Here is a 24092-nt window from a genome sequence, read left to right as displayed (position 1 = left end):
CTATTGTCGCAGCAGGGCCCGTTCGGGCTGGGCGAAGTCCATGAAGCGCGCCAGCGTCGGGCTGACCGCATCGGCCCGCCAGACCAGGCTGGTCTCGCACGTGGGCAAGGCCCGGCCCCGGGGCAACGCCGGGCTGCGGTAGACCACGCCGGTGCGCTGGAACTGGCGCACGCTGTGCGGCACCCAGGCCAGGCCGAGGCCGGCGGCCACCAGGTTGACGATGGTCTGCATCTGGATCGCCTCCTGGGCGACCCGGGGGGCACGCCCGGCGGCGTGGTAGAGCTGGAACACCGCGTCGTGCACCGAGGGCAGGATGCGGCGGGGAAAAATGACCAGCGGCTCATCCAGCAAGGCCTGCAACCTGGGCTGTTCCTGCGTGGCCAGCGGGTGAGATTGCGGCAGCGCCACCACCAGCGGCTCGCTGGCGATGCGGGCATGCGCCAGCCCCGCCATGGCAAAGCCTGGCGAATGCAGCATGAAGCCGGCGTCGGCCTCGCCGCGCGCCAGCAGCTCGAGCTGCACGTCGCCGGTGGCTTCGGTCAGCTCCAGCGCCACCTGCGGCCAGCGCTGGCGGAAGGCGAGCACCCAGCGTGGCAGCAGTTCGTAGCCCACGGTGGAGACGAAGGCCAGCCGCAGATGCCCCACCTCGCCATCGGCGGCGGCACGCGCCAGCCCGGGCAGTGCCTGCGCGCGCGCCAGCAGCTCGCGCGCCTCGGGCAGCAGCGCCTGGCCGGCGGGGGTGAGCTGCACGCTGCGCCGGGTGCGGTCAAACAGCCGGACGCCCAGCGCGGCCTCCAGCCCGGCGATGGCCTGGGTCAGCGGCGGCTGGGTCATGTGCAGCCGCAGCGCGGCGCGGCCAAAGTGCAGTTCCTCGGCCAGAGCGACGAACTGGCGCCACTGGCGCAATTCGACACGCAGCGATTTTTCATCTCTATTCATATGCCAAGCATATCAATGGCGACCGCCGAAGCAATTGGAAATGCCCTGGCGCCTGTCGCATACTCGCGGCTGGCCGCGGCCCGCCACGCGCGGGCCGGCCGCCCTTCCCTTCCCCACGACGAGACAACCATGGCCACGCCGAACAAGACCATCCCCATCCAGCCCATCAACCGCCGCAGCGCCAACATCACGCAAGGCAAGTCGCGCGCGCCCAACCGCTCCATGTTCTACGCCATGGGCTACCAGGAAGGCGACTTCACCAAGCCCATGGTGGGCGTGGCCAACGGCCACAGCACCATCACCCCCTGCAACTCGGGTCTGCAGAAGCTGGCCGATGCGGCCATCGCCGGCATCGAGGAGGCCGGTGGCAATGCCCAGGTGTTCGGCACGCCGACCATTTCCGACGGCATGGCCATGGGCACCGAGGGCATGAAGTACTCGCTGGTCAGCCGCGAGGTGATCTCCGACTGCATCGAGACCTGCGTCGGCGGCCAGTGGATGGATGGCGTGCTGGTGGTGGGCGGCTGCGACAAGAACATGCCCGGTGGGCTGATGGGCATGCTGCGCGCCAACGTGCCGGCGATCTATGTCTACGGCGGCACCATCCTGCCCGGCCGCTGGAAGGACAAGGACCTCAACATCGTGAGCGTGTTCGAGGCCGTGGGCCAGAACGCCGCCGGCAACCTCAGCGACGAGGACCTGCGCGAGATCGAGATGCACGCCATTCCCGGCACCGGTTCGTGCGGTGGCATGTACACGGCCAACACCATGTCGTCGGCCTTCGAGGCGCTGGGCATTTCCCTGCCCTACTCCAGCACCATGGCCAACCCGCACGACGAGAAGATGAACTCGGCCAAGGAGTCGGCCAAGGTGCTGATCGAGGCGATCCGCAAGGACATCAAGCCGCGCGACATCGTCACGCGCAAAGCGATCGAGAACGCGGTGGCCGTGATCATGGCCACGGGCGGCTCGACCAACGCGGTGCTGCACTTCCTGGCCATCGCCCACGCGGCGGGCGTGGAATGGAGCATCGACGACTTCGAGCGCATCCGCAAGAAGACGCCCGTGCTCTGCGACCTCAAGCCCAGTGGCAAGTACCTCGCGGTGGACCTGCACCGTGCCGGTGGCATTCCGCAGGTCATGAAGATCCTGCTCAACGCCGGCCTGCTGCACGGCGACTGCCTGACCATCTCCGGCCAGACGATCGCCGAGGTGCTCAAGGACGTGCCCGACCAGCCCCGCGCCGACCAGGACGTGATCCGCCCGATCGACAAGCCCATGTACGAACAGGGCCACCTCGCCATCCTCAAGGGCAACCTCAGCCCCGAAGGCGCAGTGGCCAAGATCACCGGCCTGAAGAACCCGGTCATCACCGGTCCGGCGCGCGTGTTCGACGACGAACAGTCGGCCCTGCAGGCGATCCTGGACGGCAAGATCAAGGCTGGCGACGTGATGGTGCTGCGCTACCTCGGCCCCAAGGGCGGGCCGGGCATGCCCGAGATGCTGGCACCCACCGGCGCGCTCATCGGTGCGGGCCTGGGCGAAAGCGTGGGCCTGATCACCGACGGCCGCTTCTCCGGCGGCACCTGGGGCATGGTCGTGGGCCACGTGGCGCCCGAGGCCGCCGCCGGCGGCACCATCGCCTTCATCGAGGAGGGCGACAGCATCACCATCGACGCGCACCAGCTCAAGCTGGAACTCAATGTGCCGGAAGCGGACATCGAGAAGCGCCGCGCCGGCTGGACGGCACCGGCACCGCGCTACACGCGCGGCGTGCAGGCGAAGTTCGCGTTCAACGCCTCTAGCGCCAGCAAGGGCGCGGTGCTCGACGCGTTCTGATGCCCTGCAAGCCCCCGCCCTGGCCTCACGCCCGAGGTCAGCGCGGGGGTTTTTTCTTGATGCCCAGGGCCTCGCGCTGCTTGTCGATGCGCGCCTGCTTCTTCTGGTCCATCTTCTCCATGGCCTTGCGCTTGGTGTAGCCACTCATGTCGGCCCAGACCCACCAGGCGGCGGCCAGGCCAAAGGGGGACAGCACCCACCACCAGGACAGGTCGGCGGCAAAGCCGACCTCCAGGTACTTCATCAGCAACAGCAGGATGCCGGCGATCAGGAAATACATCACATGCTCCGGTAAAGGCCGGACAAAGCCGGCAAGAAACTGTAACCCGTCGTGTCTGCGCAAAACGGGCTTCGTTAAAATCGCGCCACGCCAATCCTGGCAAACATCACAAGGAAGTCCCCCATGAAACGCGCTTTCCTCATTCTGGCCGCCATGAGCACGCTGGCGCTGCCCGCGATGGCCGATGAAGCCCTGGCCAAGAGCAAGAACTGCATGGCCTGCCATGCGGTGGACAAGAAGCTGGTGGGCCCTTCCTACAAGGACGTCGCCAAGAAGTACGCAGGCGACGCCAAGGCCGTGGATGCCCTGGCCACCAAGATCGTCAAGGGCGGCTCCGGCGTCTGGGGTGCGATCCCCATGCCCGCGAACACGCAGGTCAGCGAAGCCGAGGCCAAGAAGCTGGCCGCCTGGGTGCTCAGCCTGAAGTGATCCGCGCCCCTGGCGCATGAAAAAACCCGCCGCGACCCGGCGGGTTTTTTCATGGAGCGCGCGCGCGGTCGTTGCCGATGCGACGGGAGACTTCCGCCGCGCATTGCAGCGCGGCCTTGGCCACCGCACCGTCCCAACGGCTGTCGAACGTGGCCGAGGGCCCCATCACCAACAGGCCCAGCACGAGGTGGCCCGCGCCGTCGAACACCGGCGCGCACAGCGCATCAATGCCGGGAATCGGCTGGCCCAGCGAACGCGAGAGGCCATGGCGGCGCGTCTCCGCGAGCAGCGCCTCGAAGGCCTCGTGGCCGAGCTTGAGCGGCGTCTCCGGCGCGTCGCCCACGCGGGCCAGTTCGTCCGACAGCAGCCGCTCCACCAGCTTGGGCGGCATGTAGGCGGCGAACAGGCGGCCCGTGGCGGTGTTCACCAGGGACATCACCGTGCCCGCGCGCAGGTTGACGTGCAGCGGCTGTATCGGCTCTTCCAGCCGAACGATGGTCGGCCCCAGGTTGCCCCAGACCGCCACGGCGACGCTCTGCCCGGTTTCCTCGGCCAGGGCCTCGATCACCTGCGACGCCTCCTTCACCGGGTCCATGCGCTGCAACCGCGTGAGCCCCAGGGTCAGCGCCAGCGGGCCCAGTTCGTAGTGGCCCGCGTCGGTCTGGGTCACGAAACCGACCTTGAGGAAGCTGACCATGTAGGGATGCGCCTTGCCTGGCGTCATGCCCGCGGCGCGCGCGAGATCCTTGAGCGGCACCGGCCGCACGTGACGGGCCAGCTGCAGCAGCAGCGCGCTGCCGATCTCGATCGATTGAATGCCCCGTCGGTTCTTTTCCATGGTCGGCGATTTCATGCGCGAAGGCCCGAGTGTAGCCATCCGTGTTTTCCCCGATATTCATGGATTTGTCTGATGAAGTCTAATCGTTCGATATTAACGAATTGATTGACCATAATCATACGAAGACCGAGTCCCGGTCTCATCGGGCAGAGCAGGAGCAGCAGCAATGACGGAAAAGACAAAGACACGGGACGTGGACGTGCTCGTGGTGGGCACCGGCGCCTCGGGCATGGCCACGGCCATCACGGCGGCTTCGCAGGGCCTAAAGGTGCTGGTGGTGGACAAGCAGCCGCTGTTTGGCGGCACCACCGCGCGCTCGGGCGGCTGGCTCTGGATTCCGGGTACGCGCCTGGCCAGGGAGCAAGGCATCGAGGAGCCTTCGGGCGCGGCCGTGACCTACATGAGGCACGAGGCCACGACGCACTACGACGCGGCGCGCGTACACACCTTCCTGACCCAAGGCCCTGAGGCGATCGACTTCTTCACCCGCAACACCTGCGTGCAGTTCGACCTGCCGGCGGTGTTCCCCGACTACCACGCCGAGGCGCCGGGCGGCCAGCAGGGCGGCCGCTCCATGGTGACCCGCCCGTTCGACGGACGCGAACTGGGGCCGCGCATCAAACAGTTGGCGCCGCCGCTGCCCGAACTCACGGTGTTCGGCATGATGCTGGGCTCGGGCCCGGAGATCAAACACTTCATGCGCGCCTTCAAGTCGCCGGTGTCCTTCGCCTACGTGACCCGGCGGCTGACCCGGCATTTCCTGGACGTGCTGCGGCATGGGCGCGGCATGACGCTGACCAACGGCAACGCCCTCGCCGGCCGCCTGGCGCGCGCCGCCATGGACCTGAAGATCCCCATCTGGCTGTCTTCGCCGGTGGAGCGCCTGGTCTCTGAAGAGGGCCGCGTGACCGGCGCCATGGTGCAGCACGAAGGCCAGCCGGTGCTGGTGCGCGCGGCGCGCGGCGTGGTCCTGGCCTGCGGTGGCTTCCCCTACGACGTGGAGCGCCGCCGCCAACTCTTTCCCCACGCGCCCACAGGGCAGGAACACTATTCGCCCTCGCCCCAGACCAACACCGGCGACGGGCTGCGCCTGGGCGAGAGCGTGGGCGGCTGGGTCGATGGCACCATCCCGCACGCGGCGGCCTGGGTGCCCGCCTCGGTGACCACGCGCCCCGATGGCAGCCGGGGCGTGATGCCCCACTTCATCGACCGCGCCAAGCCCGGCGTGATCGCCGTGACGCGCCGCGGCGTGCGCTTCACCAACGAAGGCAACAGCTACCACGACTTCGTGCAGGGCATGGTGGCGGCCTGCAAGGACGAGCCCGAGGTGTCGGCCTGGCTGCTGTGCGACCACAAGGCCCTGCGCAACTACGGACTGGGCTGCGTGGCGCCGGCGCCGCTGCCCATCGGCCGCCACCTGCGCAGCGGCTATCTCAAGCGCGGCGCCACGGTGGCCGCGCTGGCCAGAGAGATCGACGTCGATCCGGCGGTGCTCGAACGCACGGTGGCAGAGTTCAACGCCGGTGCGCAGCGCGGCGAAGACCCCGCGTTCGGCAAGGGCAGCAAGGCCTACAACCGCTACCAGGGCGACGCCACGGTGGCGCCCAATCCCTGTGTGGCGCCGCTGGAGCACGGCCCGTACTACGCCATCAAGCTGGTGGTGGGCGACATCGGTACCTTTGCCGGCCTGGTCACCGACGAGCGCACACGCGTGCTCGATGCCCAGCGCCAACCCATCCCGGGCCTGTACGCGGTGGGCAACGACGCGGCCAGCGTCATGGGCGGCAACTACCCAGGTGCGGGCATCACCCTGGGGCCGGCGCTGACCTTCGGCTACGTGGCCGGACGCGAACTCGCGCAGCAGCCCGCAGCGGCGGAAATCGCACCGCTGGCCACCGCCGCGCAAGCCACCGCCTGAGCCCCGACGGAGACCCTGCCATGACCTTTCCTCCCCACATCGCACCCGCGCTGCTGCAGGGCCGCCTGGCCCTGGTCACGGGCGCCGGGCAAGGCAACGGCCGCGCCATCGTGCTCGGCCTGGCACAGGCCGGTGCCCGTGTGATCGCCACCGACATGAATGCCGAGGCCGCCGCGCAGACCGCGCAACTCGCGCGCGACGACGGCGCCCAGGCCTGGTCGTTCGCGCTGGACGTCACGTCGGCCGAGGCCTGCGAGGCGCTGGCGCAGCGCGTGGCGCAGGACGTGGGCACGGTCGACCTGCTGGTCAACAACGCCGGCGTGATCATCCGCGAAGGCACGGCCAGCCCCAGGGCAGCGGCCAACTGGAAGAAGACCATGGACGTCAACGTCCAGGGCACCTTCAACGCAACCATGGCCTGGCTGCCCGCGATCAAGTCCGCCCGCGGCGGCATCGTCAACATCGCCTCCATCGCCGCCTACGCCGGCCAGGGGGGCAGCCTGGGCTATTCGCCGTCCAAGGGCGCCATCAAGATGTTCACGCAGTCGCTGGCGGCCGAGCTGGCGCCGCTGGGGGTGCGCGTGAACGCGCTGGCACCCGGCGTGATCGCCACGCCCATGACCGCAGCCACGCGCGAGGACCCCGCGCGGCTGGAGGCCTTCATGACCCGCATCCCGATGGGGCGCGTGGGAGAGACCGAGGACCTTGTGGGCCCGGTCATCTTCCTCGCCTCCGACATGTCCCGCTACGTGACCGGCATCACCCTGCCGGTGGACGGTGGTTTCCTGGCGGCGTAGCCGCCCCCCCGGCCACCCTCTTTCCGTTTTTCAGTCCGGGCCCCGCGCCCTTTTTCCAACCAAGGAGACAACCATGAAGCTGACTCACCTGCGGACCGCGCTCGCGGCGGCAACCTTTGCCGTCGCGGCCGGCGCCTCGATGGCCCAGGACATCAAGCTGGGGTACAACGGCGACCTGTCCGCCTCGCCTTCCGCCCAGAGCGGCCAGGCCGCCGTGCTGGGCATGGAAGCCGCCATCGCCGACATCAACGCCGCGGGCGGTGTGCTGGGCCGCAAGCTCACCCTGGTCACGCGCGACGACGTGTCCGCGCCGCCCAAGTCCATCCAGAACATGAGCGACCTGGTGGACAACGAGAAGGTCACGGCCGTGTTCGGCCCGACCAACTCCGGCAACGCCATGGCCTGGAAGCACATCGCCAACCAGAAGAAGGTGCCCGTGATGGGTAACGTGGGCTCCGGCACCGACATCACCAAACCCATGAGCCCGGGCGCGGACAACTACATGTTCCGCGTCTCCATGGTGGACCGTGAGCAAGTGGCCGCGCTGATGGCCTACGTGAAGAAGAACAGCGCCTCCAAGGTGGTGGGCCTGATGGCCGAGACCACCGGCTACGGCCAGGGCGGCCTCAAGGACATGGAAGAGATCGCCAAGCTGCAGGACATCAAGATCGCGGGCGTCGAGCGTTTCGGCGTGGGCGACACGGACATGACTTCCCAACTGGGCAAGATGAAGTCCGCCGGCGTGGACACGGTGGTGGTGTGGGCCCAGGGCACGCCCATCGCCCAGCTCATCCGCAGCATGGAGAAGATCAACTACTTCCCGCTCACGCTGACCTCCTGGGCCGCGGACAACATCACCTTCTACGACGCCGCGGGCAAGACCCTGGCCGAGAAGCCGCTCTTCATGCGCACCGTGGGCGACACCCGCACGCCGACGCAGCAGAAGCTGTATGACCGCATCGGCTCCAAGCTCAAGGCGCCCAGCTCGTTCTCGTTCGCGCTGCACGGCTACGACTCGGTGCTGCTGATGGCCGAGGCGATCAAGCAGGCCAAGAGCACCGACGGCTCCCAGATCCGCCTGGCGCTGGAGGACCTGCAGGCCCCGGTGCAAGGCCTGCTCAAGACCTACACCAAGCCTTTCAGCAAGAACGACCACGAAGCCCTCACCGCCAAGGACCTGGTGTGGATCAAGTGGAAGGACGGCAAGCTGCTGCCCTACAGCGACGCGCTGATCACCTCGTTCACCGCCGCGGACTTCAAACAGTAAACCGATCGCCATGACCGTCGCGCTTCTGCAGGCGATCCTGAGCGGACTGGCCGTGGGCGGTGCCTACGCGCTGGTCGCGCTCGGGTTCAGCATCACGTTCACCACCACCAAGACGCTGAACTTCTCGCACGGCGAGTTCGTCTCGGCAGGTGCGTTCATCGGCATGAGCGCGCTGTTCCTGATGCTGGGCATGCCGGTGTCGTCGACCTCGTTCGGCACCACCGAGCCCAGTCTCACTGCCCAGTTGCTGGCCTTTGCGGCCGCACTGGGTGTCATGGGCCTGCTGGGCTGGCTGCTGTATGTGGCGGGCGTGCGCCCGTTCGCCGGCCGCCCGGGCATGGCCTGGGTCATGAGCACCCTGGGTTTCGGCGTGATCCTGCAGAGCATCGGACTGGCCATCTGGGGCCCCAAGCCCGTGGTGGTGCCCGCGCCCGTGGGCGACGAGGTGATCCGCTTCTGGGGCATTGGCGTGCGGCCGCAGGAGTTGCTCACACTGGGCGTGAGCGTGGCGGTGATGCTGGTGTTCGACCATGTCATGAACCGCACCATGGTGGGCAAGGCCATGCGCGCCGTGGCGGCCAACGGCCAGATCGCCAGCCTGATGGGCATCAACACCCAGGCGGTGATGATCGGCGCCTTCGTCGTCAGCGCGGCGCTGGCGGGCCTCTCGGGCTTCCTGCTCGCTCCCATCGCCCAGGCCTCGCTCTTCATGGGACTGGCCGTGGGCCTCAAGGGCTTCTCCGGCGCCATGATCGGCGGCCTGTCCAACCCGCGCGGCTGCGTCATCGGCGGCTTTGCGTTGGGCGTGCTGGAGTCGCTCATCAACCTCTGGCAGGCGCAGTGGCGCGAGGTCGCCGTCTTCGCCCTGGTGATCCTGGTACTGGCCTTCCGTCCCACCGGCCTGTTCGGCAAGCCCGTGGTGGAGAAGGTATGAAGTTCGCGACCCACCTGGCCCTCGTCGTGGCCGCGACGGCCGCGCTGATGGCCGCCAGCACCCTGCTGGGCAACGACTACTACCTGCGCATCGCCTTCATGATGTGCGTCTACTACCTGGCGGCCGCAGGCATGAACGTGCTCGTGGGCTACGCCGGCCAGAAGTCGCTCGGCCAGGCCGGCCTGTTCGCGGCCGGGGCCTACGCCGTGGCGCTGCTGACCAGCCGCACCGAGATCGACCCCTGGCTGGCCCTGGTGCTGGCGGCGAGTGTTTCGGGCATCTGCGGTGTGCTGATCGCCCTGCCCTCGCTGCGGGTGAAGGGGCCTTACCTCGCCATGGTGACGCTCGCGTTCGGCATCGTGGTCGAAAAACTGGTGAGCGAATGGACCGACGTCTTCGGCGGCGCCCAGGGCATCTACGGCATCCGCCCCATCACCTGGGACGGGCAGCCGCTGAGTTCGCTGCAATGGGTGTGGCTGGGCCTGCTGCTGTGCGCGCTGACGCACCTGCTGATCCGCAACCTCATCCAGGGCCGTTTCGGCCGCGCGCTGCTCTCGCTGCAGGCCGACGAGATCGCCTCCTCTTCGGTGGGCGTGCGGGTGTACCGCGCCAAGGTCATCGCCTTCGTGGTCGCGGCCGTCACCTGCGGCATCGCGGGTGCGCTGGTGGCCCAGCAGAACCAGTACATCAACTCCGACTTCATCAACTTCCACCTCTCCATCTTCATCCTGCTGCTGGTGCTGTTCGGGGGCGCGGGCTCGCTCTACGGCCCGCTGGCCGGAGCGGTGATCCTCACCACCATCGACGCGCTGCTGGCGCGCTGGCCCTCGGCCCAGCACTTCGCCTACGGTTTCCTGCTGCTGTTCGCGCTGTACGTGATGCCCGGCGGCGTGGTGGGTGCGGCCAGCCGGCTGTTCGGCCGTGGCCAGCCGGCACCAGGCACGGGCCTGGGCGGCGACGCCGGCTACACCGTGGCGCAAGGCGAAGGCGAACTGCTGGAGGTCAGCCACGTGAGCAAGGCCTTCGGCGGCGTGAAGCCGGCGCAGGACATCTCCTTTCGGCTGCAGCGCGGCCACGTGCACGCCCTCATCGGCCCCAACGGCGCGGGCAAGAGCACGCTCATCAACATGCTCACTGGCGTGATCGAGCCCAGCGAAGGCTCCATCCGGTTCCTCGGGCGCGAGATCACCGGAACGCCCATGCACGCCATCTGCAAGATGGGCATGGGCCGCACCTTCCAGAACCTGCGCCTGTTCGCGGAGCTCTCGGTGCTGGACAACGTCATGCTCGGGCGCCACAGCCGCATGGCCAACGGCTTCTTCGCTTCGCTGCTGGCGCTGCCCGGTGCCCGGCGGCAGGAAAAGGCCACGCGCGAGCGTGCTCTACAACTGCTGGAGCTCGTGGGGCTGGGCGCGCAGGCCCACCTGAACGCCGGCAGCCTGCCCTACGGGTTGCAGCGGCGCGTGGAACTGGCGCGCGCGCTGGCCACGGAGCCGCAGTTGCTGCTGCTGGACGAGCCGGCCGCCGGACTGAACCCGCAGGAGACGGCCGAACTGGGCCAACTGCTGCAACGCATCGGCCGCTGCGGCGTGACCATTCTCATGGTGGAACACCACATGGACCTCGTGATGGCCATCTCGGACCACGTCATCGTGCTCGACTACGGCATCAAGATCGCCGAGGGCAGCCCCGAGCAGGTCCAGGCCGACCCGCGCGTCATTGCCGCCTACCTGGGCACCGAAGAGGAGGCACCCCATGCTCCAGCTTGAAGGCGTGCGCGTGAACTACGGCGCCATCGAGGCGGTCCGTGAAGTCAGCCTGGAAGTGGGCGCTGGCGAGGTCGTCACCATCATCGGCGCCAACGGCGCGGGCAAGAGCACGCTGCTCAAGAGCATTGCCGGCCTGGAGCCGGCGGCGGCCGGGCGCATCGTGTTCGATGGCAGAGACATCACCCAGGTGCCCCCGCACCAGCGCGTCGGCCTGGGCATGGCCATGTCGCCGGAGGGGCGCGGCGTGTTTGCCGACCAGACCGTGCGCGAGAACCTGATGCTCGGCGCCTATGCGCGCCGCAAGGACCCGCGCGCGGTGCAGGCCGCGATCGACCGCGAGTTCGCGCGCTTTCCGCGCCTGGCCGAGCGGCAGCACCAGCCGTCCGGCACGCTGTCGGGCGGCGAGCAGCAGATGCTGGCCATTGCCCGCGCGCTCATGAGCGAACCCCGCCTGCTGCTGCTCGACGAACCGTCGCTGGGTCTGGCGCCGCTGATCATCAAGGACATCTTCGACACCATCCGGCAACTGCGCCAGGCCGGCCTGACCATCCTGCTGGTGGAGCAGATGGCCAAGCAGGCGCTGAGCGTGGCCGACCGCGCCTACGTGCTGGAGACCGGCCGCATCACCCTGCAGGGCGCCGGACGCGAACTGCTCGACGACCCCAAGGTGCGCGCGGCCTACCTCGGCGCGCACTGAGATTCCACCTTTCACGCCTCCATTCCTTCCCATGAACACCAAGACCTTCGCCAGCCACGCGGACATGCAGGACAAGCAGATCAGCTTCACCCGCCTGTCCGAGAACGCCTGGGCCTACACCGCCGAGGGCGACCCCAACACGGGCGTCTTCATCGGCGACGAGGCCGTGATGATCGTCGACACCCAGGCCACGCCCGCGATGGCGCAGGACGTGATCCGCCGCATCCGCGAGGTCACGCCGCTGCCCATCAAGTACGTGGTGCTGAGCCACTACCACGCGGTGCGCGTCCTCGGCGCCTCGGCCTATTTCCAGGAAGGCGCCGAGCAGATCATCGCCAGCCGAGACACCTACGACCTGATCGTGGAGCGCGGCGAGCAGGACAAGGCCAGCGAGATCGGCCGCTTCCCGAGGCTGTTCCGCAACGTGGAATCGGTGCCGCCGGGGCTGACCTGGCCCACCATGACCTTCGACGGCAGCATGAGCGTGTGGCTGGGCAAGACGCTGGAGGTCAAGCTGGCACAGATCGGGCGCGGCCACACCAAGGGCGACACCATCGCCTACCTGGAAGACCAGAAGATCTGCTTCGCCGGTGACCTGGTGGAGTACCAGAGCACCGCGTACGCGGGCGACTGCTACTTCCGCGACTGGCCCACCACGCTGGACCGCCTGGCCGGCTTCGGCTTCGAGAAGCTGGTGCCCGGCCGCGGCGGCGCGCTGGAAAACGCCGGCAGCGTGCGCCGCGCGATCGCCTCGACGCGCGCCTTCATCTCCGACGTCTACACCCTGGTGAACAACGGCGTGGCCGAAGGCAAGGACCTGGGCACGATCTACAAGGAGACCATGGCGGCGCTGCGGCCGGTGTACGGCCACTGGGTGATCTTCGACCACTGCATGCCGTTCGACGTCTCGCGCGCCTACGACGAGGCCACCGGCCATGTGCACCCGCGCATCTGGACCGCCGAGCGCGACATCGAGATGTGGAAATCGCTCGAAGGCTGATCCCCCGCATCCGGCCCCCACAGCGCATGAGCGACCCGCGCGAGCCATCCGCCGCCGCCACGCAGGCGGTGCTGCTGCTGGCCATGCTGATCTGGGGCCTGAACGTCACCGCGGTCAAGCTGCTGACCGGTGAACTCAGCCCCCTGCGCGTGGCTTCGCTGCGCATGGGCGTGGCCTGCATCGTGCTGACCGCGGTGCTGCTCTGGTGGCGCCGCCTGCCGCGCCGGCTCACGGGTCGCCAGATGGCGGGCCTGCTGGTCTGCGGCCTGCTGATGGTCTATGCCAACCAGATTCTGCTGACCCAGGGTCTGTTGCGCTCCACCGCCACCAACGCGGCCCTGATCATGGCCTTGTCCCCGCTGGTGTCCGCCCTGCTGGCGGCGGTCGCCTTCCATGAACGCCTCACGGCACCGCGCCTGGCCGGCCTGGCCCTGGGTTTCCTGGGCGTGGCCGCCGTCATCCTGAGCCACCCGCTGCATTCGCTGAGCGCGGCCGGGGCCGGCGATCTGCTGCTGGTCGGGGCCGTCATCAGCTTTGCCGCCGGCGGCGCGCTGGTGCAACGGCTGGCCGGCCGGCTGGACGCGCTGGCCATCAGCTGGGCGGTCTACCTGATCGGCACCGCGCTGCTGATCGTGCACGACCTGGCCACCGCCCCGGTGCCTGGGTTCGGCGACTTCGCCGTGGGCTGGCGCACCTGGGGCCTGGTGCTGTTCTCCGGCGTCTTCGCCACCGCGCTGAGCAGCATCGCCTGGAACCAGGCCATCGGCCGCATCGGGGTGGCGCGCACCGCCGTGTTCTTCTACTGGGTGCCGGTCTTTGGCGTGCTCGGTGCCGTGGTGCTGCTCGGTGAGCGGTTGACGGCCTGGCACCTGGTCGGCTTCGTCGCGGTGATGCTCGGCACCTGGCTGGGCACGCAGCGCGCACGCGACGCCCACGCCCGCGCATGACCATGTCCACCCTGCCCCTGCTGTTCCAGCCCTTGCGGCTGCGCGAACTCGACCTGAAGAACCGCATCGTCATCTCGCCCATGTGCCAGCATGCGGCCGAGCGCGGCGCGGCCACCGACTGGCACTTGGTGCACCTGGGCAAGTTCGCCCTCGGCGGCGCCGGACTGGTGCTGACCGAGAGCACGGCGGTCGATCCGCGCGGGCGCATCGGCAGCGCCGACCTCGGCCTGTGGAGCGACATGCAGATCGCGCCTCTGGCGCGCGTGGCGGCCTTCGTCCAGGCGCAGGGCGCGGCCTTCGGCGTGCAGTTGGGCCACGCGGGCCGCAAGGCCGGCAGCCAGCCCCTGTGGGAAGGCGGTGCCGCGCTGAGCGAGGCCGAGATGGCGGCCGACCCGGACCCGTGGCAACGCCTGGGACCGAGCGCGCGGCCAGCCGGCCCCGGCTGGAGCGTGCCGCTGGCACTGGATGAAGCCGGCATTGCCGGCATCATCCAGGCCTTTGTCGACGCTGCGGTGCGCGCCGACAAAGCCGGCTGCGACGTGGTCGAGCTGCACTTTGGCCACGGCTACCTGATCGCCGCGTTTCTCTCGCCGCTGGCCAACCAGCGCCAGGACCGCTGGGGCGGCAGCCTGGAGGGCCGCATGCGCCTGCCGCTGGAAGTCACGCGCGCGGTGCGGGCCATCTGGCCCGCGCACAAGCCGCTGTTCGCGCGGCTCTCGGTGGTCGACGGCAGCATCGGCGGCTGGCGCGAACACGATTCGGTGCGACTGGCCCAGGCGCTGGCGGCGCTGGGCGTGGACGTGGTCGACTGCTCTTCGGGCGGCCTGACCGAAGAGACCCGTGCCCTGCCGGTGCCGCGCGGCCTGGGTTTCCAGGTGCCCTTCGCGCGCCAGTTGCGCCAGCAGGCCGGCGTGCGAACGCAGGCCGTGGGCATGATCGTCGACCCCGAACAGGCCGAGGCCGTGCTCGCGCGAGGCAGCGCCGATCTCGTGGCCATCGGCCGCGAAGCGTTGCTGGACCCCTATTGGCCGCACCACGCCGCCGCCCATTTCGGCATCGACCCCGCCTTCCAGCGCTGGCCCGAACGCCATGGCATCTGGCTGGCCAAGCGGGCACCAGGCCTGGCCGAGGCGCGCGCCAACGCCCACCACCCAGAAGGAGACACAGCATGATGAACCCCACGACCGAGACGGTCCGCATGGGCCTGCTCCAGCGCAACCCCGCGCTGGGCGAGGACGCTTTTCGCGCTTACTGGCGCGACCACCATGGGCCGCTCGCCGCGCAGGCGCCCGGCCTGCGCGCCTACTGGCAGAACCCGGTGCTTGACCGCCTGCAGCGCGGCATCGACTTCGCGCGTGGTCCCTGGGACTTCGACGGCTTCTCGCAACTCTGGTTCGACTCGGCCGCCGACGCCGGCCAGGCGTTCGACGCCGGCAACCTGGCCGGGCCGCTGCGCGAGGACGAGGCCCGCTTCCTGGCTGGCCTGCACATCGTCACCTGCGAACAGACCACCGTGATCGAACTCCCTGCGCCCGCCGAGCGTGCCCGGCGGCTCAAGCGCATGTCCATCCTCAAGCGCCGACCCGACATCGACGAAGCGGACTTCCGGCGCGAATGGCGGGTGCACGCCGGACACGTGCGGCGCATGCCGGGCGTCTCAGGCTACCGGCAGAACGTGGTGGTGGCGCGCGAACGCCGCAAGGGCGAGCCCTGCGGCTACGAGGCGCTGCCGATCGACGGCATCGTCGAACTCTGGTTCACCGACCCCGAGACCCTGAACGCCGCCTTCGCCAGCCCCGCCGGCCAGGTGACCATGGCCCACGCCAAGGATTTCCTGCACGAGATCACGGCCTTCGTCGTGCAGGAGCACCGGGTCGCCTGAGCAGGCCCCCGGCCTACTTGCCCGCGATGGAGCGGATGAAACTCAGCGTTTCCTGCGCGATGAGGTCGAGATCGTGGTCCAGCGTGGCCACGTGGTAAGAGTTGTCGAGCCAGCGGAAATCGATCCGGCTGCTGCCCAGGCGGCGCACGATGCGCGGCCCGTTGCTGGGGTCGACCACGTGGTCCTCGCGCGAGGTCATCACCAGCGCCGGGCACTTGATGCGCGGCAGCAGGTCGTGGGTCACCGCCATCAGCGCATACACCTGGCGGAACGCGGCCACCGGTACCTCGGGGTACGCCAGTTCCTGGATGCCGGGCGCCTTGATGTCCGAGCCAATGCCGGGCACCGTGTCCGGCAGGCCCGTGGCCAGCGCAAGGCCGGCCATGTCGGCGGAATTGAGCTGGACCGCGCCGTTGATCGGCACGGTGCCCTTGATGACATCGGGGTGCATGGCGGCCATGTAGAGCGACAGCGTCCCACCCATGGACAGACCCACCATGAAGATCTGCGAGCAGCTCTTGCGCAGCGTGGCCAGGGCTTCCTCCACCGAGGCGATCCAGTCGCTGGCGGTGGTGCGGGCCATGGCGGCGGGCGATACGCCATGCCCTTTCAGGCGCGGTCCGATCACGGTGTAGCCGGCCTTGGCGATGTGCTCGCCCAGCGGACGCATGCTTTGCGTGGAACCGGTGAAGCCGTGACAGACCAGCACGCCGACATCGTTGCCGGCAAAGAAGAAGGGCTCGGCGCCGGGGAGGATGGGTTCTTCGTTCATGGAGTCTCCTGAGGGGTGAGAAGGGTTGCGGGAAGTGTCAGCGGGTCTTGAGGCTGTAGGCCAGCGCGGCCACCGCGATGATGGCGCCTTGCAGCATCAGCCGCCCGGGCTCGCCCAGGCCCAGGCTGGTCAGAAAGTTGAAAAGAAAGGTGAGCATGAACGCCGCGACCGCCGGCCCGGCCATCCCGCCTTTGCTGCGGCCAAAGGTCACGCCGCCCAGGATCGCCGCGGCCAGAGAGTTCAGCGCGAGATCCTGGCCCAGCGTGATGCTGCCCTTGCCCACGAAGCCGACGAGGACGAAGCCGCAGGCCACGGAAATCAGCGCCGACACCACGTGACCGACAAAGACCACGCGCAGGTGGGGCAGGCCCGACAGCGCGGCCGCCTGGGGGTTGCTGCCCACGGCATCCAGGGCACGCCCAAACACCGTGTAGCGCAGCAGCAGCGCGGCGGGCACCAGGGCCACGAGCCAGATCAGCACGGGCACCGGCCAGCCCAGCACCCGCTGGCGCACCAGTTCGGTCAGGAACTCGGGCGCATCACCGGGCGCACGGAACTGCGACAGCGCGACCACGCAGCCCGTGAGGATCATGGACATGGCCAGCGTGACGATCATGGCCGAGGCGCGCGTCCTCACGATCAGCACCCCGTTGAGCGCGCCTACCACCAGACCCAGCAGCACGCACAGTCCCACCGCCATACCGGTTGACAGGGGAAAGTAGCCGCTGGTGAGCAGGTAGGCAACGGCGACGATGACACCGCCGGACGAGAGGTCTATGGAGCGCGCCCTCATCACCAGCGACTGCCCGATGACGGCCAGGCCCAGCGGGGCGGCCTGCCGCGCGATGAGTGGCAGCAGCATGGCGGACAGCAGTTGAGGGCGCATGAACGCGGCCAGCACCAGCAGGATGAACAGCGCCACATAGGCCGGCGGCAGGTCGGCCAGCCAGCCGAGTGCCTTGCGCCACGAGGGCATGGCCACGGGTCGGGTCAGGGGAACGGCGCTCACAGCCCCACCGCCTTTCTGCGTTGGGAACACACCGCCACCAGCAGCAGCACGCCCGTGACCGCGCCTCGCAGGAAAGGCGAAATGCCGAACAGGTTGATTCCGTTGGTGATCAGCCCCAGGCTGAGGGCACCGATGACCACGCCCAGGATGCTGCCCACGCCACCGGTGAGCTGCACGCCGCCCAGAGCCACCGCGGCAACGGATTCGAGGCCGAACGCCGCCCCCATGGTCGGGTCACCGGCCGACACCCGTGCGGTCAGGTAAATGCCCGCCACCACGGCCATCAGGCTGCACAGGATGTACGCGGCCACCACCACGGTGCGCGCCTGCACTCCGTTGAGGTGAGCACTGCGCGCCATCGCGCCCACCGCGAAGAAATGCAGCCCCAGGCGCGTGCGGTGCAGCAGCAAACCGGCCAGCGCGATGCAGGCCGCGCACCAGAGCAAGGGCAAGGGAACACCCCAGAGATGGCCATTGGCCATGCGCCCCAGCACAGGGGACACCTCTCCACCGGGAATCGGCAGCACGAGGTAGGCCAGGCCTTGCAGGAAGGTCATGGACGCCAGGGTCATGATCAGCGGGTGGATGCCGGCAAAGGCCACGCCCACGCCATTCAACAGGCCAACGCACAAGCCCAGCAGCAGCGCCAGAACCACGCCCATGACGGGATCCGGCTGCGTGGCCACCAGGCAACCCGCCAGGCTCATCACGGCGCCCACCGACAGATCGATGCCCGCCACCAGCGCCACCAGCATCTGCCCCAGGCTGACGATGAGCAGCGCGGTGATCTGGCCTGTGACGTTCGACAGGTTCTGCGCCGCCAGGAAGTTCGGCGCCGCCAGCGCCAGGCAAGCGACCAGCAGCACGGGCAACGCCAAGGTCATGCGGCCGATGCCGGTTCGAAATGTGTTCATGCGAGGGAAGCCTCCGCCTGAGAGCGGGCCTTGTCGCCGGTCTGTTCGACCAGGGCCAGGGCCAGCAGTTGTTCTTCGGTCGCGCCTTCGGCAGGCACCTCGCCCACGATCCGTCCGCCGCGCACCATCATGATCCGGTCGCACAGGCCGATCAGCTCCAGCAGATCGGACGACAGCGCCAGCACCGTGCCGCCCTGCCGCACGAAGTCGCGCAACAGCCCATAGATCTCCGCCTTGGCACCCACGTCCACACCCCGGGTGGGCTGCTCCACCAGCAGAATGTCCACGCCCGCGGCAAGCCAGCGACCCAGCATGACCTTCTGCTGGTTGCCACCCGAGAGATCGCCCACGTCCTGGTCGAGGTCGCGCGAGCGCAGTTGCATGCGCTCGGCCAGGGTGCCGACCACCTGGCGTGAGCGCGGAGCGCGGCGAACCAGCCCCAGCCCACGCAGCAGCCCCAGCCAGATGTTGTCCGCGATCGGCAGGTCCAGGTAGAGGCCTTCCTGCTTGCGGTCCTCCGGCACCAGCCCGACCCCCTGGCGCACGGCCTGCATCGCACCGGCGCGCGGGTCGTAGGGCTGCTCGTGGCCATCGGGTCCACGGCGCACGATGTCGGCCTCCGCGGCCCGGATCACGCCGGCCAGCGCTCGCACGATCTCGCGCTGCCCCTGCCCCTCCAGGCCGCCGAGGCCCACGATCTCGCCCCGGCGCAAGGTGAGCGCGACGCTGGCCGAAGAAGCAGTGGGCCGCAGGCGGCGCACCTGCAGCGCCGGCTCACCGACCTCGGCCGGGTCCGGACGCGGTGGAAACAGCGCCTGCAGCGAACGTCCCACCATCAGCGAAATCAGGCGGTCATGGTCCAGCGCGCCGATCGCCTCGGTGGCCACCAGGCGACCGTCCTTGAGCACCGTCACGGTGTCGCAGAGGCGGAAGATCTCGTCCAGGCGGTGGCTGATGTAGAACACCAGCTTGCCCTGGGCCTTGAGCGCATGCAGCAGCGCCTCGAGCTTGTCGACCTCGGCACGGTTGAGCGGAGCCGTTGGTTCGTCAAAGATGAAGACCTGGGCATCGGTGCTCACGCCCTTGGCGATTTCCACCAGTTGCTGCTCGCCCACGGTGAGGCTGCCGCCGGCCCGCAGGGGATCGAGCTCAATGCCAATGCGAGCCAGCACCGCGCGCGCCTCGGCCAGCATGCCAGCCCGGTCCAGCAGCCCCGCCCGGGAACGCTCGCGCCCCAGCAGCAAGTTTTCCGCGACCGTGAGGTTGGGCAGCACGGTGAGTTCCTGGAACACGGTGGAAATGCCGGCGGCGCGCGCCGCCGCCGGGCTGCGCAGCACCATGGGGCGCCCGCCGACCAGGATCTCGCCCGCGTCGGGCTGGTGCACCCCCGCCAGCAGCTTCATCAGCGTGGACTTGCCGGCTCCGTTCTCTCCGGTGATGGCATGGATGGAGCCGGCACGGCCGACGAGATCCACATCGTGCAGCGCGACGGTGGACCCGAAGCGCTTGCCGATGCGCCGCACGACGATGGGATCGGCTCCATGGGGAGTGGCAAGGGTGTCAGGCATCGGCTGTCCGTACCATCAGCGGCGGAACATGTCCTTGAGCTTGGCCTCCGGCAAGGTGGAGGGCAGCCAGTAGGCATCGTTGAGATCCGGGCGGTAGAACTTGTCCAGATCCGCCTGCGTGATGGGCGGCGGCGAAGAAAAGTAGGCGCGGTACAGCGGCTTGCCGGCCAGCAGCGCCGCCGAGGCGCGCACCACAGCGGCGCCCAGACCCGGCGTGAACTGCGGCGCCACGCTCTTGACACCGGTGGCCTTCCAGGTGCGCAGGAAGCCGTTGTTGCCCTCGCCGGTCATGGGGACCAACGGCTTTCCCGTTTCCTTGAAAACGTCGATGCAGGCACGGGTCATTTCGGCGCCCGAGAACCAGATGCCGTCCACCGCATCCCCGGACAGGACGAGGTTCTCGCACAGTTGCTTGCTCTTGGCGTAGTTCCAGTCCCCAAACACCTCCTTGGTCACTTTCATGGCGGAGCCTTCGATGGACTTGCGGAAACCGTTGTAGCGCAGCGTCTCTTCTTCCACGCCGGCCACGCCACGGAACGCCCAGAGGTTGCCCTTGCCGTTGAGCTCCTTGCGCAGGAATTCACCCCCCTGGCGCCCGAAGACCTCGCCCGCCCCCATCATCTCCACGGTCGATGGCATGGCCTTGCCGAACGCGCCGAACACCACCACCGGGATGCCCGTTTTCGCGGCCTTCTCCACCAAGGGTGCGCCAATGGCCGATGAGATCGGCCCGATGATCAGCACGTCCACCTTCTTGGTCAGCAGGTCCTCCACGTCGGCCACCTGCTTGGCGGCCTGCCAGTTCGCCTCCACGAAAATGAACTCGCCGATGTTCTTGTCCTGTGCGGCGGCATGCCGCATCTCCTGGATCATCTGCACGATCCAGGTATTGCCCACCCCGCCGAAGGACACGCCGATGCGCCACGGCCCGGGTTTCTTGAACTGGCCCGGCTGGGTCTGTTCCTTGGTGGTGGGGGTCAGCAGACCACCCGGAAGCAGTTCGACGTCGGCGGCACCGGCGGCACCGCAGAAAGCGGCGGCAACCACCGCGGCACCGAACCAGCGGCGCACGGGAAGAAGGGAATGGGACATGATGGCTCCTGAAGACAAGGACGTGTCTCACCTGGGACGCACCCGGCAAGTTCGCTTTTGTTCGTTTCGGTCGCCGCCCCGATGAGGGTGGCCTGTCTTCCTGCCTCGGTTCTGGAGAGGCTTGGGGAGCCGCCACAACCTGATAGGCCGTGGCACCGGCAGAGTGCCCGTAGGCCCTGCGCCATCGCACTGAAACGATCAATGTGTGGGACTATTTTTTGATCGAAATCGGCTTTTTCAGATCAGAGTTTTCCCTAGTTTTGATCGTTTTTTTTCGTTTTGCAAAGCTTTGTTTTCCCGATCGCACCAAACAACGCCCGCGACCCGGCACAAATGAAAACCGCCGGGGCCTCTTCGGCACCCGGCGGTGGCTCTGCCCGGCTCGCACGCAGCGAGCCCCTGGACGCTCAGTTGTTCTGCGCCAACTGCTCCAGGATCGCCGGGTTCTCCAGCGTGGAGGTGTCCTGGGTGATGGCCTCGCCCTTGGCAATGGAGCGCAGCAACCGGCGCATGATCTTGCCCGAGCGCGTCTTGGGCAGGTTGTCGCCAAAGCGGATGTCCTTGGGCTTGGCGATCGGGCCGATTTCCTTGCCCACCCAGTCGCGCAGTTCCTTGGCGATGGCCTTGGCCTCGTCGCCGGTGGGGCGCGCGCGCTTGAGCACCACAAAGGCCACGATGGCCTCGCCGGTCAGGTCGTCGGGGCGGCCTACCACGGCGGCTTCGGCAACCAGGTCGGTCTTGCCCACCAGCGCGGACTCGATCTCCATGGTGCCCATGCGGTGGCCGGAGACGTTGAGCACGTCGTCGATGCGGCCGGTGATGCGGAAGTAGCCGCGGTCGGCACTGCGCACCGCGCCGTCGCCAGCCAGGTAGTAGCCCTTGAGTTCCTCGGGGAAGTAGCTCTTCTTGAAGCGCTCGGGGTCGCCCCAGATGGTGCGGATCATGGACGGCCAAGGCTTCTTGACCACCAGGATGCCGCCCGAGCCGTTGGGCACGTCGTTGGCCGCTTCATCGACGATGGCCGCGGCGATGCCGGGCAATGGCAACGTGCACGAGCCCGGAACGAGCGGCGTGGCACCGGGCAGCGGCGTGATCATGTGGCCGCCGGTCTCGGTCTGCCAGAAGGTGTCCACGATGGGGCAGCGCTCGCCGCCCACGTGCTTGTAGTACCACATCCAGGCCTCGGGGTTGATGGGCTCGCCCACCGAGCCCAGCAGGCGCAGGCTGGAGAGGTTGGAGCGCGCGGGGTGCACCTTCTCGTCGCCTTCGGCGGCCTTGATCAGCGAACGGATCGCCGTGGGCGCGGTGTAGAAGATGGTGCACTTGTGCTTCTCGATCATCTGCCAGAAGCGCCCGGCGTTCGGGTAGGTCGGCACGCCCTCGAAGACGATCTGCGTGGCGCCCGCGGCCAGCGGGCCATAGGCCACGTAGCTGTGGCCCGTGATCCAGCCGATGTCGGCCGTGCACCAGAAGATGTCCTCGGGCCGCAGGTCGAACGTCCAGTTCATCGTCAGGTTGGCCCACAGCAGGTAGCCACCGGTGCTGTGCTGCACGCCCTTGGGCTTGCCGGTGGAGCCCGACGTGTAGAGCACGAACAAGGGGTGCTCGGCATCGACGAACTCGGGTGGGCAGACGTCCGATTCGCCGGCCACCACGTCGTGCAGGAAGCTGTCGCGTCCGGCCACCATGTTGCAGGCGGTGGGCGTGCGCTGGAACACGATCACGTTCTGGATGGATTCGCAGCCGCCCATGGCGATGCCCTCGTCCACGATGGCCTTGAGCGGCAGTTCCTTGCCGCCGCGCAACTGGTAGTTGGCGGTGATCACCGCCACCGCGCCGGCGTCCTGGATGCGCTCCTGCAAGGCCTTCGCCGAGAAGCCGCCGAACACCACGCTGTGGGTGGCACCGATGCGCGCGCAGGCCTGCATGGCCACCACGCCCTCGACCGTCATCGGCATGTAGATGACGACGCGGTCGCCCTTCTTTACACCACGCGCCTTGAGCGCGTTGGCAAAGCGAGAGACCTTGGCCAGCAGCTCCTTGTAGGTGACCTTGCTCACCTGGCCGTCATCGGACTCGAAGATGATGGCGGTCTTGTTCTCCACCGGCGTGCCGATGTGGCGGTCCAGGCAGTTGTGCGACGCGTTGAGCTGGCCGTCCTCGAACCATTTGTAGAACGGCGCGTTGCTGCTGTTCAGGGTCTTGGTGAAGGGCTTGTGCCAGGTCAGGGTCTCGCGCGCCAGGCGGGCCCAGAAAGCCTCATGGTCCTTCTCCGCCTCGGCGCACAGCGCTTCGTACGCTGCCATGCCCGAGACCCGGGCCGCCTTCACGGTCGCGTCGCTGGGTTCGAAGACGCGGTTTTCGACCAGGGTGGATTCGATGGACGACGAAGGCGCTGACATGGGATGTCTCCTCAGAGGATGTTGTCGGGACGGGACAGCCGGCGACTGTGCGCAAGGGCTCTTACGAGCCACTTACAGGGCACCGTACTGATGCGGGGAAACCCGAATATACGACCAGACGCGGCCCTACAATACGCCCGCCCCGCCCTCGACCGCCCCGGGGCACCATCCAACACGCTGGCCATTCATGACCGAACCTGTCAAAACCCCTGCCTCGGTGCGCGCGCTGCCGAACCTCATTTTCGCCAGCCGCTGGCTGCAGTTGCCGCTCTACATCGGACTGATCGCCGCGCAGGCGATCTACGTCTTCCACTTCTGGGTGGAACTCGTGCACCTGATCGAAGCCGCCTTCGGCAACCAGGTCGCCCTGGACAAGCTCATCAGCAGCATCGGCTACAAGAGCGACGTGCAGCTCAACGGCCTGAACGAAACCGTGATCATGCTGGTGGTGCTGGCGCTGATCGACGTGGTGATGATCTCCAACCTGCTGATCATGGTCATCGTCGGTGGCTACGAGACCTTCGTGAGCCGCATGCACCTGGAGAATCACCCCGACCAGCCCGAATGGCTGAGCCACGTGAACGCCTCGGTGCTCAAGGTCAAGCTGGCCACCGCCATCATCGGCATCAGCTCCATCCACCTGCTCAAGACCTTCATCAACGCCGCCAACTACGACGTGAAGGTGCTGATGTGGCAGACCATCATCCACGTGGTGTTCCTGCTCAGCGCCATGGCCATCGCCGTGACGGACCGCCTGATGGCGCATCCGGCCCAGGGCGACGGGCACTGAGCCAGGCCG

General features: G+C 68.2%; 22 protein-coding genes. 13 read left to right on the top strand and 9 right to left on the bottom strand.

Going from position 1 to position 24092, the window contains the following annotated elements:
- Positions 1-939 carry a LysR family transcriptional regulator gene (locus KIT53_RS03815; protein WP_297747873.1) on the bottom strand — a complete coding sequence of 313 codons (939 nt, stop codon included), beginning with the start codon at positions 937-939 and terminating at the stop codon, positions 1-3.
- A gap of 129 nt (positions 940-1068) precedes the next feature.
- Here KIT53_RS03815 and ilvD point away from each other — a divergent pair, with 129 nt between their 5' ends.
- Positions 1069-2778 (top strand): dihydroxy-acid dehydratase, encoded by a 1710-nt coding sequence (gene ilvD, locus KIT53_RS03810; RefSeq protein WP_297747869.1) that lies wholly within the window; start codon positions 1069-1071, stop codon positions 2776-2778.
- Between the two features lie 37 nt (positions 2779-2815).
- Here the strand turns inward: ilvD and KIT53_RS03805 are convergent, their stop codons facing one another.
- Entirely contained in the window at positions 2816-3058 is a 243-nt protein-coding gene (locus tag KIT53_RS03805; RefSeq protein ID WP_297747866.1) for a TIGR04438 family Trp-rich protein, read from the bottom strand.
- Positions 3059-3181: 123 nt separating this feature from the next.
- Here KIT53_RS03805 and KIT53_RS03800 point away from each other — a divergent pair, with 123 nt between their 5' ends.
- Positions 3182-3487 (top strand): c-type cytochrome, encoded by a 306-nt coding sequence (locus KIT53_RS03800; protein WP_297747863.1) that lies wholly within the window; start codon positions 3182-3184, stop codon positions 3485-3487.
- Positions 3488-3536: 49 nt separating this feature from the next.
- On the opposite strand, the gene KIT53_RS03795 is transcribed toward KIT53_RS03800, so the two are convergent.
- Positions 3537-4325, bottom strand: coding sequence for an IclR family transcriptional regulator (locus KIT53_RS03795; RefSeq protein WP_297747992.1), 789 nt, complete (start codon positions 4323-4325; stop codon positions 3537-3539).
- A gap of 166 nt (positions 4326-4491) precedes the next feature.
- On the opposite strand from KIT53_RS03795, the gene KIT53_RS03790 reads away from it, so the two are divergent.
- The 10 genes from KIT53_RS03790 (at position 4492) to KIT53_RS03745 (ending at position 15536) form a co-directional block, all read left to right on the top strand.
- On the top strand, positions 4492-6243 hold the full coding sequence (locus KIT53_RS03790) for an FAD-dependent oxidoreductase (protein WP_297747861.1): 1752 nt from the start codon (positions 4492-4494) through the stop codon (positions 6241-6243).
- A 20-nt stretch (positions 6244-6263) separates the two neighbouring features.
- Positions 6264-7040 carry a glucose 1-dehydrogenase gene (locus KIT53_RS03785; RefSeq protein WP_297747858.1) on the top strand — a complete coding sequence of 259 codons (777 nt, stop codon included), beginning with the start codon at positions 6264-6266 and terminating at the stop codon, positions 7038-7040.
- A gap of 73 nt (positions 7041-7113) precedes the next feature.
- Complete coding sequence (locus KIT53_RS03780; protein WP_297747855.1) at positions 7114-8307, top strand: ABC transporter substrate-binding protein; 1194 nt, start codon at positions 7114-7116, stop codon at positions 8305-8307.
- Between the two features lie 10 nt (positions 8308-8317).
- The gene (locus KIT53_RS03775; protein WP_297747851.1) at positions 8318-9241 is read left to right on the top strand and encodes a branched-chain amino acid ABC transporter permease; all 924 of its coding nucleotides are present in this window, start codon (positions 8318-8320) and stop codon (positions 9239-9241) included.
- Positions 9238-11010 carry a branched-chain amino acid ABC transporter ATP-binding protein/permease gene (locus tag KIT53_RS03770; protein ID WP_297747848.1) on the top strand — a complete coding sequence of 591 codons (1773 nt, stop codon included), beginning with the start codon at positions 9238-9240 and terminating at the stop codon, positions 11008-11010. Before KIT53_RS03775 ends, KIT53_RS03770 begins: the two co-directional genes overlap by 4 nt.
- Positions 10997-11707: an ABC transporter ATP-binding protein gene (locus KIT53_RS03765; RefSeq protein ID WP_297747845.1), complete on the top strand. Its 711-nt coding sequence runs from the start codon at positions 10997-10999 to the stop codon at positions 11705-11707. Before KIT53_RS03770 ends, KIT53_RS03765 begins: the two co-directional genes overlap by 14 nt.
- Before the next feature lie 31 nt (positions 11708-11738).
- Positions 11739-12707, top strand: coding sequence for an MBL fold metallo-hydrolase (locus tag KIT53_RS03760; RefSeq protein ID WP_297747841.1), 969 nt, complete (start codon positions 11739-11741; stop codon positions 12705-12707).
- A gap of 26 nt (positions 12708-12733) precedes the next feature.
- Positions 12734-13654, top strand: a complete 921-nt coding sequence (locus tag KIT53_RS03755) for a DMT family transporter (RefSeq protein WP_297747839.1) — start codon at positions 12734-12736, stop codon at positions 13652-13654.
- Positions 13651-14826 (top strand): NADH:flavin oxidoreductase/NADH oxidase, encoded by a 1176-nt coding sequence (locus KIT53_RS03750; protein WP_297747836.1) that lies wholly within the window; start codon positions 13651-13653, stop codon positions 14824-14826. Before KIT53_RS03755 ends, KIT53_RS03750 begins: the two co-directional genes overlap by 4 nt.
- Positions 14823-15536 (top strand): EthD family reductase, encoded by a 714-nt coding sequence (locus KIT53_RS03745; RefSeq protein ID WP_297747833.1) that lies wholly within the window; start codon positions 14823-14825, stop codon positions 15534-15536. The genes KIT53_RS03750 and KIT53_RS03745 overlap by 4 nt, the downstream gene beginning before the upstream one ends.
- Before the next feature lie 13 nt (positions 15537-15549).
- On the opposite strand, the gene KIT53_RS03740 is transcribed toward KIT53_RS03745, so the two are convergent.
- The 6 genes from KIT53_RS03740 to acs all read right to left on the bottom strand — a co-directional run bounded on the left by KIT53_RS03740 (position 15550) and on the right by acs (position 23293).
- Positions 15550-16308, bottom strand: a complete 759-nt coding sequence (locus tag KIT53_RS03740) for an alpha/beta fold hydrolase (protein ID WP_297747831.1) — start codon at positions 16306-16308, stop codon at positions 15550-15552.
- Positions 16309-16345: 37 nt separating this feature from the next.
- Entirely contained in the window at positions 16346-17317 is a 972-nt protein-coding gene (locus KIT53_RS03735) for an ABC transporter permease (RefSeq protein ID WP_297747828.1), read from the bottom strand.
- The gene (locus tag KIT53_RS03730) at positions 17314-18231 is read right to left on the bottom strand and encodes an ABC transporter permease (protein ID WP_297747825.1); all 918 of its coding nucleotides are present in this window, start codon (positions 18229-18231) and stop codon (positions 17314-17316) included. Before KIT53_RS03730 ends, KIT53_RS03735 begins: the two co-directional genes overlap by 4 nt.
- Positions 18228-19799, bottom strand: a complete 1572-nt coding sequence (locus KIT53_RS03725) for a sugar ABC transporter ATP-binding protein (RefSeq protein ID WP_297747822.1) — start codon at positions 19797-19799, stop codon at positions 18228-18230. The genes KIT53_RS03730 and KIT53_RS03725 overlap by 4 nt, the downstream gene beginning before the upstream one ends.
- A 15-nt stretch (positions 19800-19814) precedes the next feature.
- Positions 19815-20891: an ABC transporter substrate-binding protein gene (locus KIT53_RS03720; protein ID WP_297747818.1), complete on the bottom strand. Its 1077-nt coding sequence runs from the start codon at positions 20889-20891 to the stop codon at positions 19815-19817.
- Positions 20892-21298: 407 nt separating this feature from the next.
- Entirely contained in the window at positions 21299-23293 is a 1995-nt protein-coding gene (gene acs, locus KIT53_RS03715; RefSeq protein WP_297747815.1) for an acetate--CoA ligase, read from the bottom strand.
- Between the two features lie 187 nt (positions 23294-23480).
- On the opposite strand from acs, the gene KIT53_RS03710 reads away from it, so the two are divergent.
- Positions 23481-24083: a TIGR00645 family protein gene (locus KIT53_RS03710; RefSeq protein WP_297747812.1), complete on the top strand. Its 603-nt coding sequence runs from the start codon at positions 23481-23483 to the stop codon at positions 24081-24083.
- The last annotated feature ends 9 nt before the right edge of the window (positions 24084-24092 follow it).

This window comes from Hydrogenophaga sp., assembly GCF_026125785.1.
GTDB lineage: Bacteria > Pseudomonadota > Gammaproteobacteria > Burkholderiales > Burkholderiaceae_C > Hydrogenophaga.
Note: the sequence above shows the minus strand (reverse complement) of the source record. Positions and strands in the feature narration are given on the sequence as shown.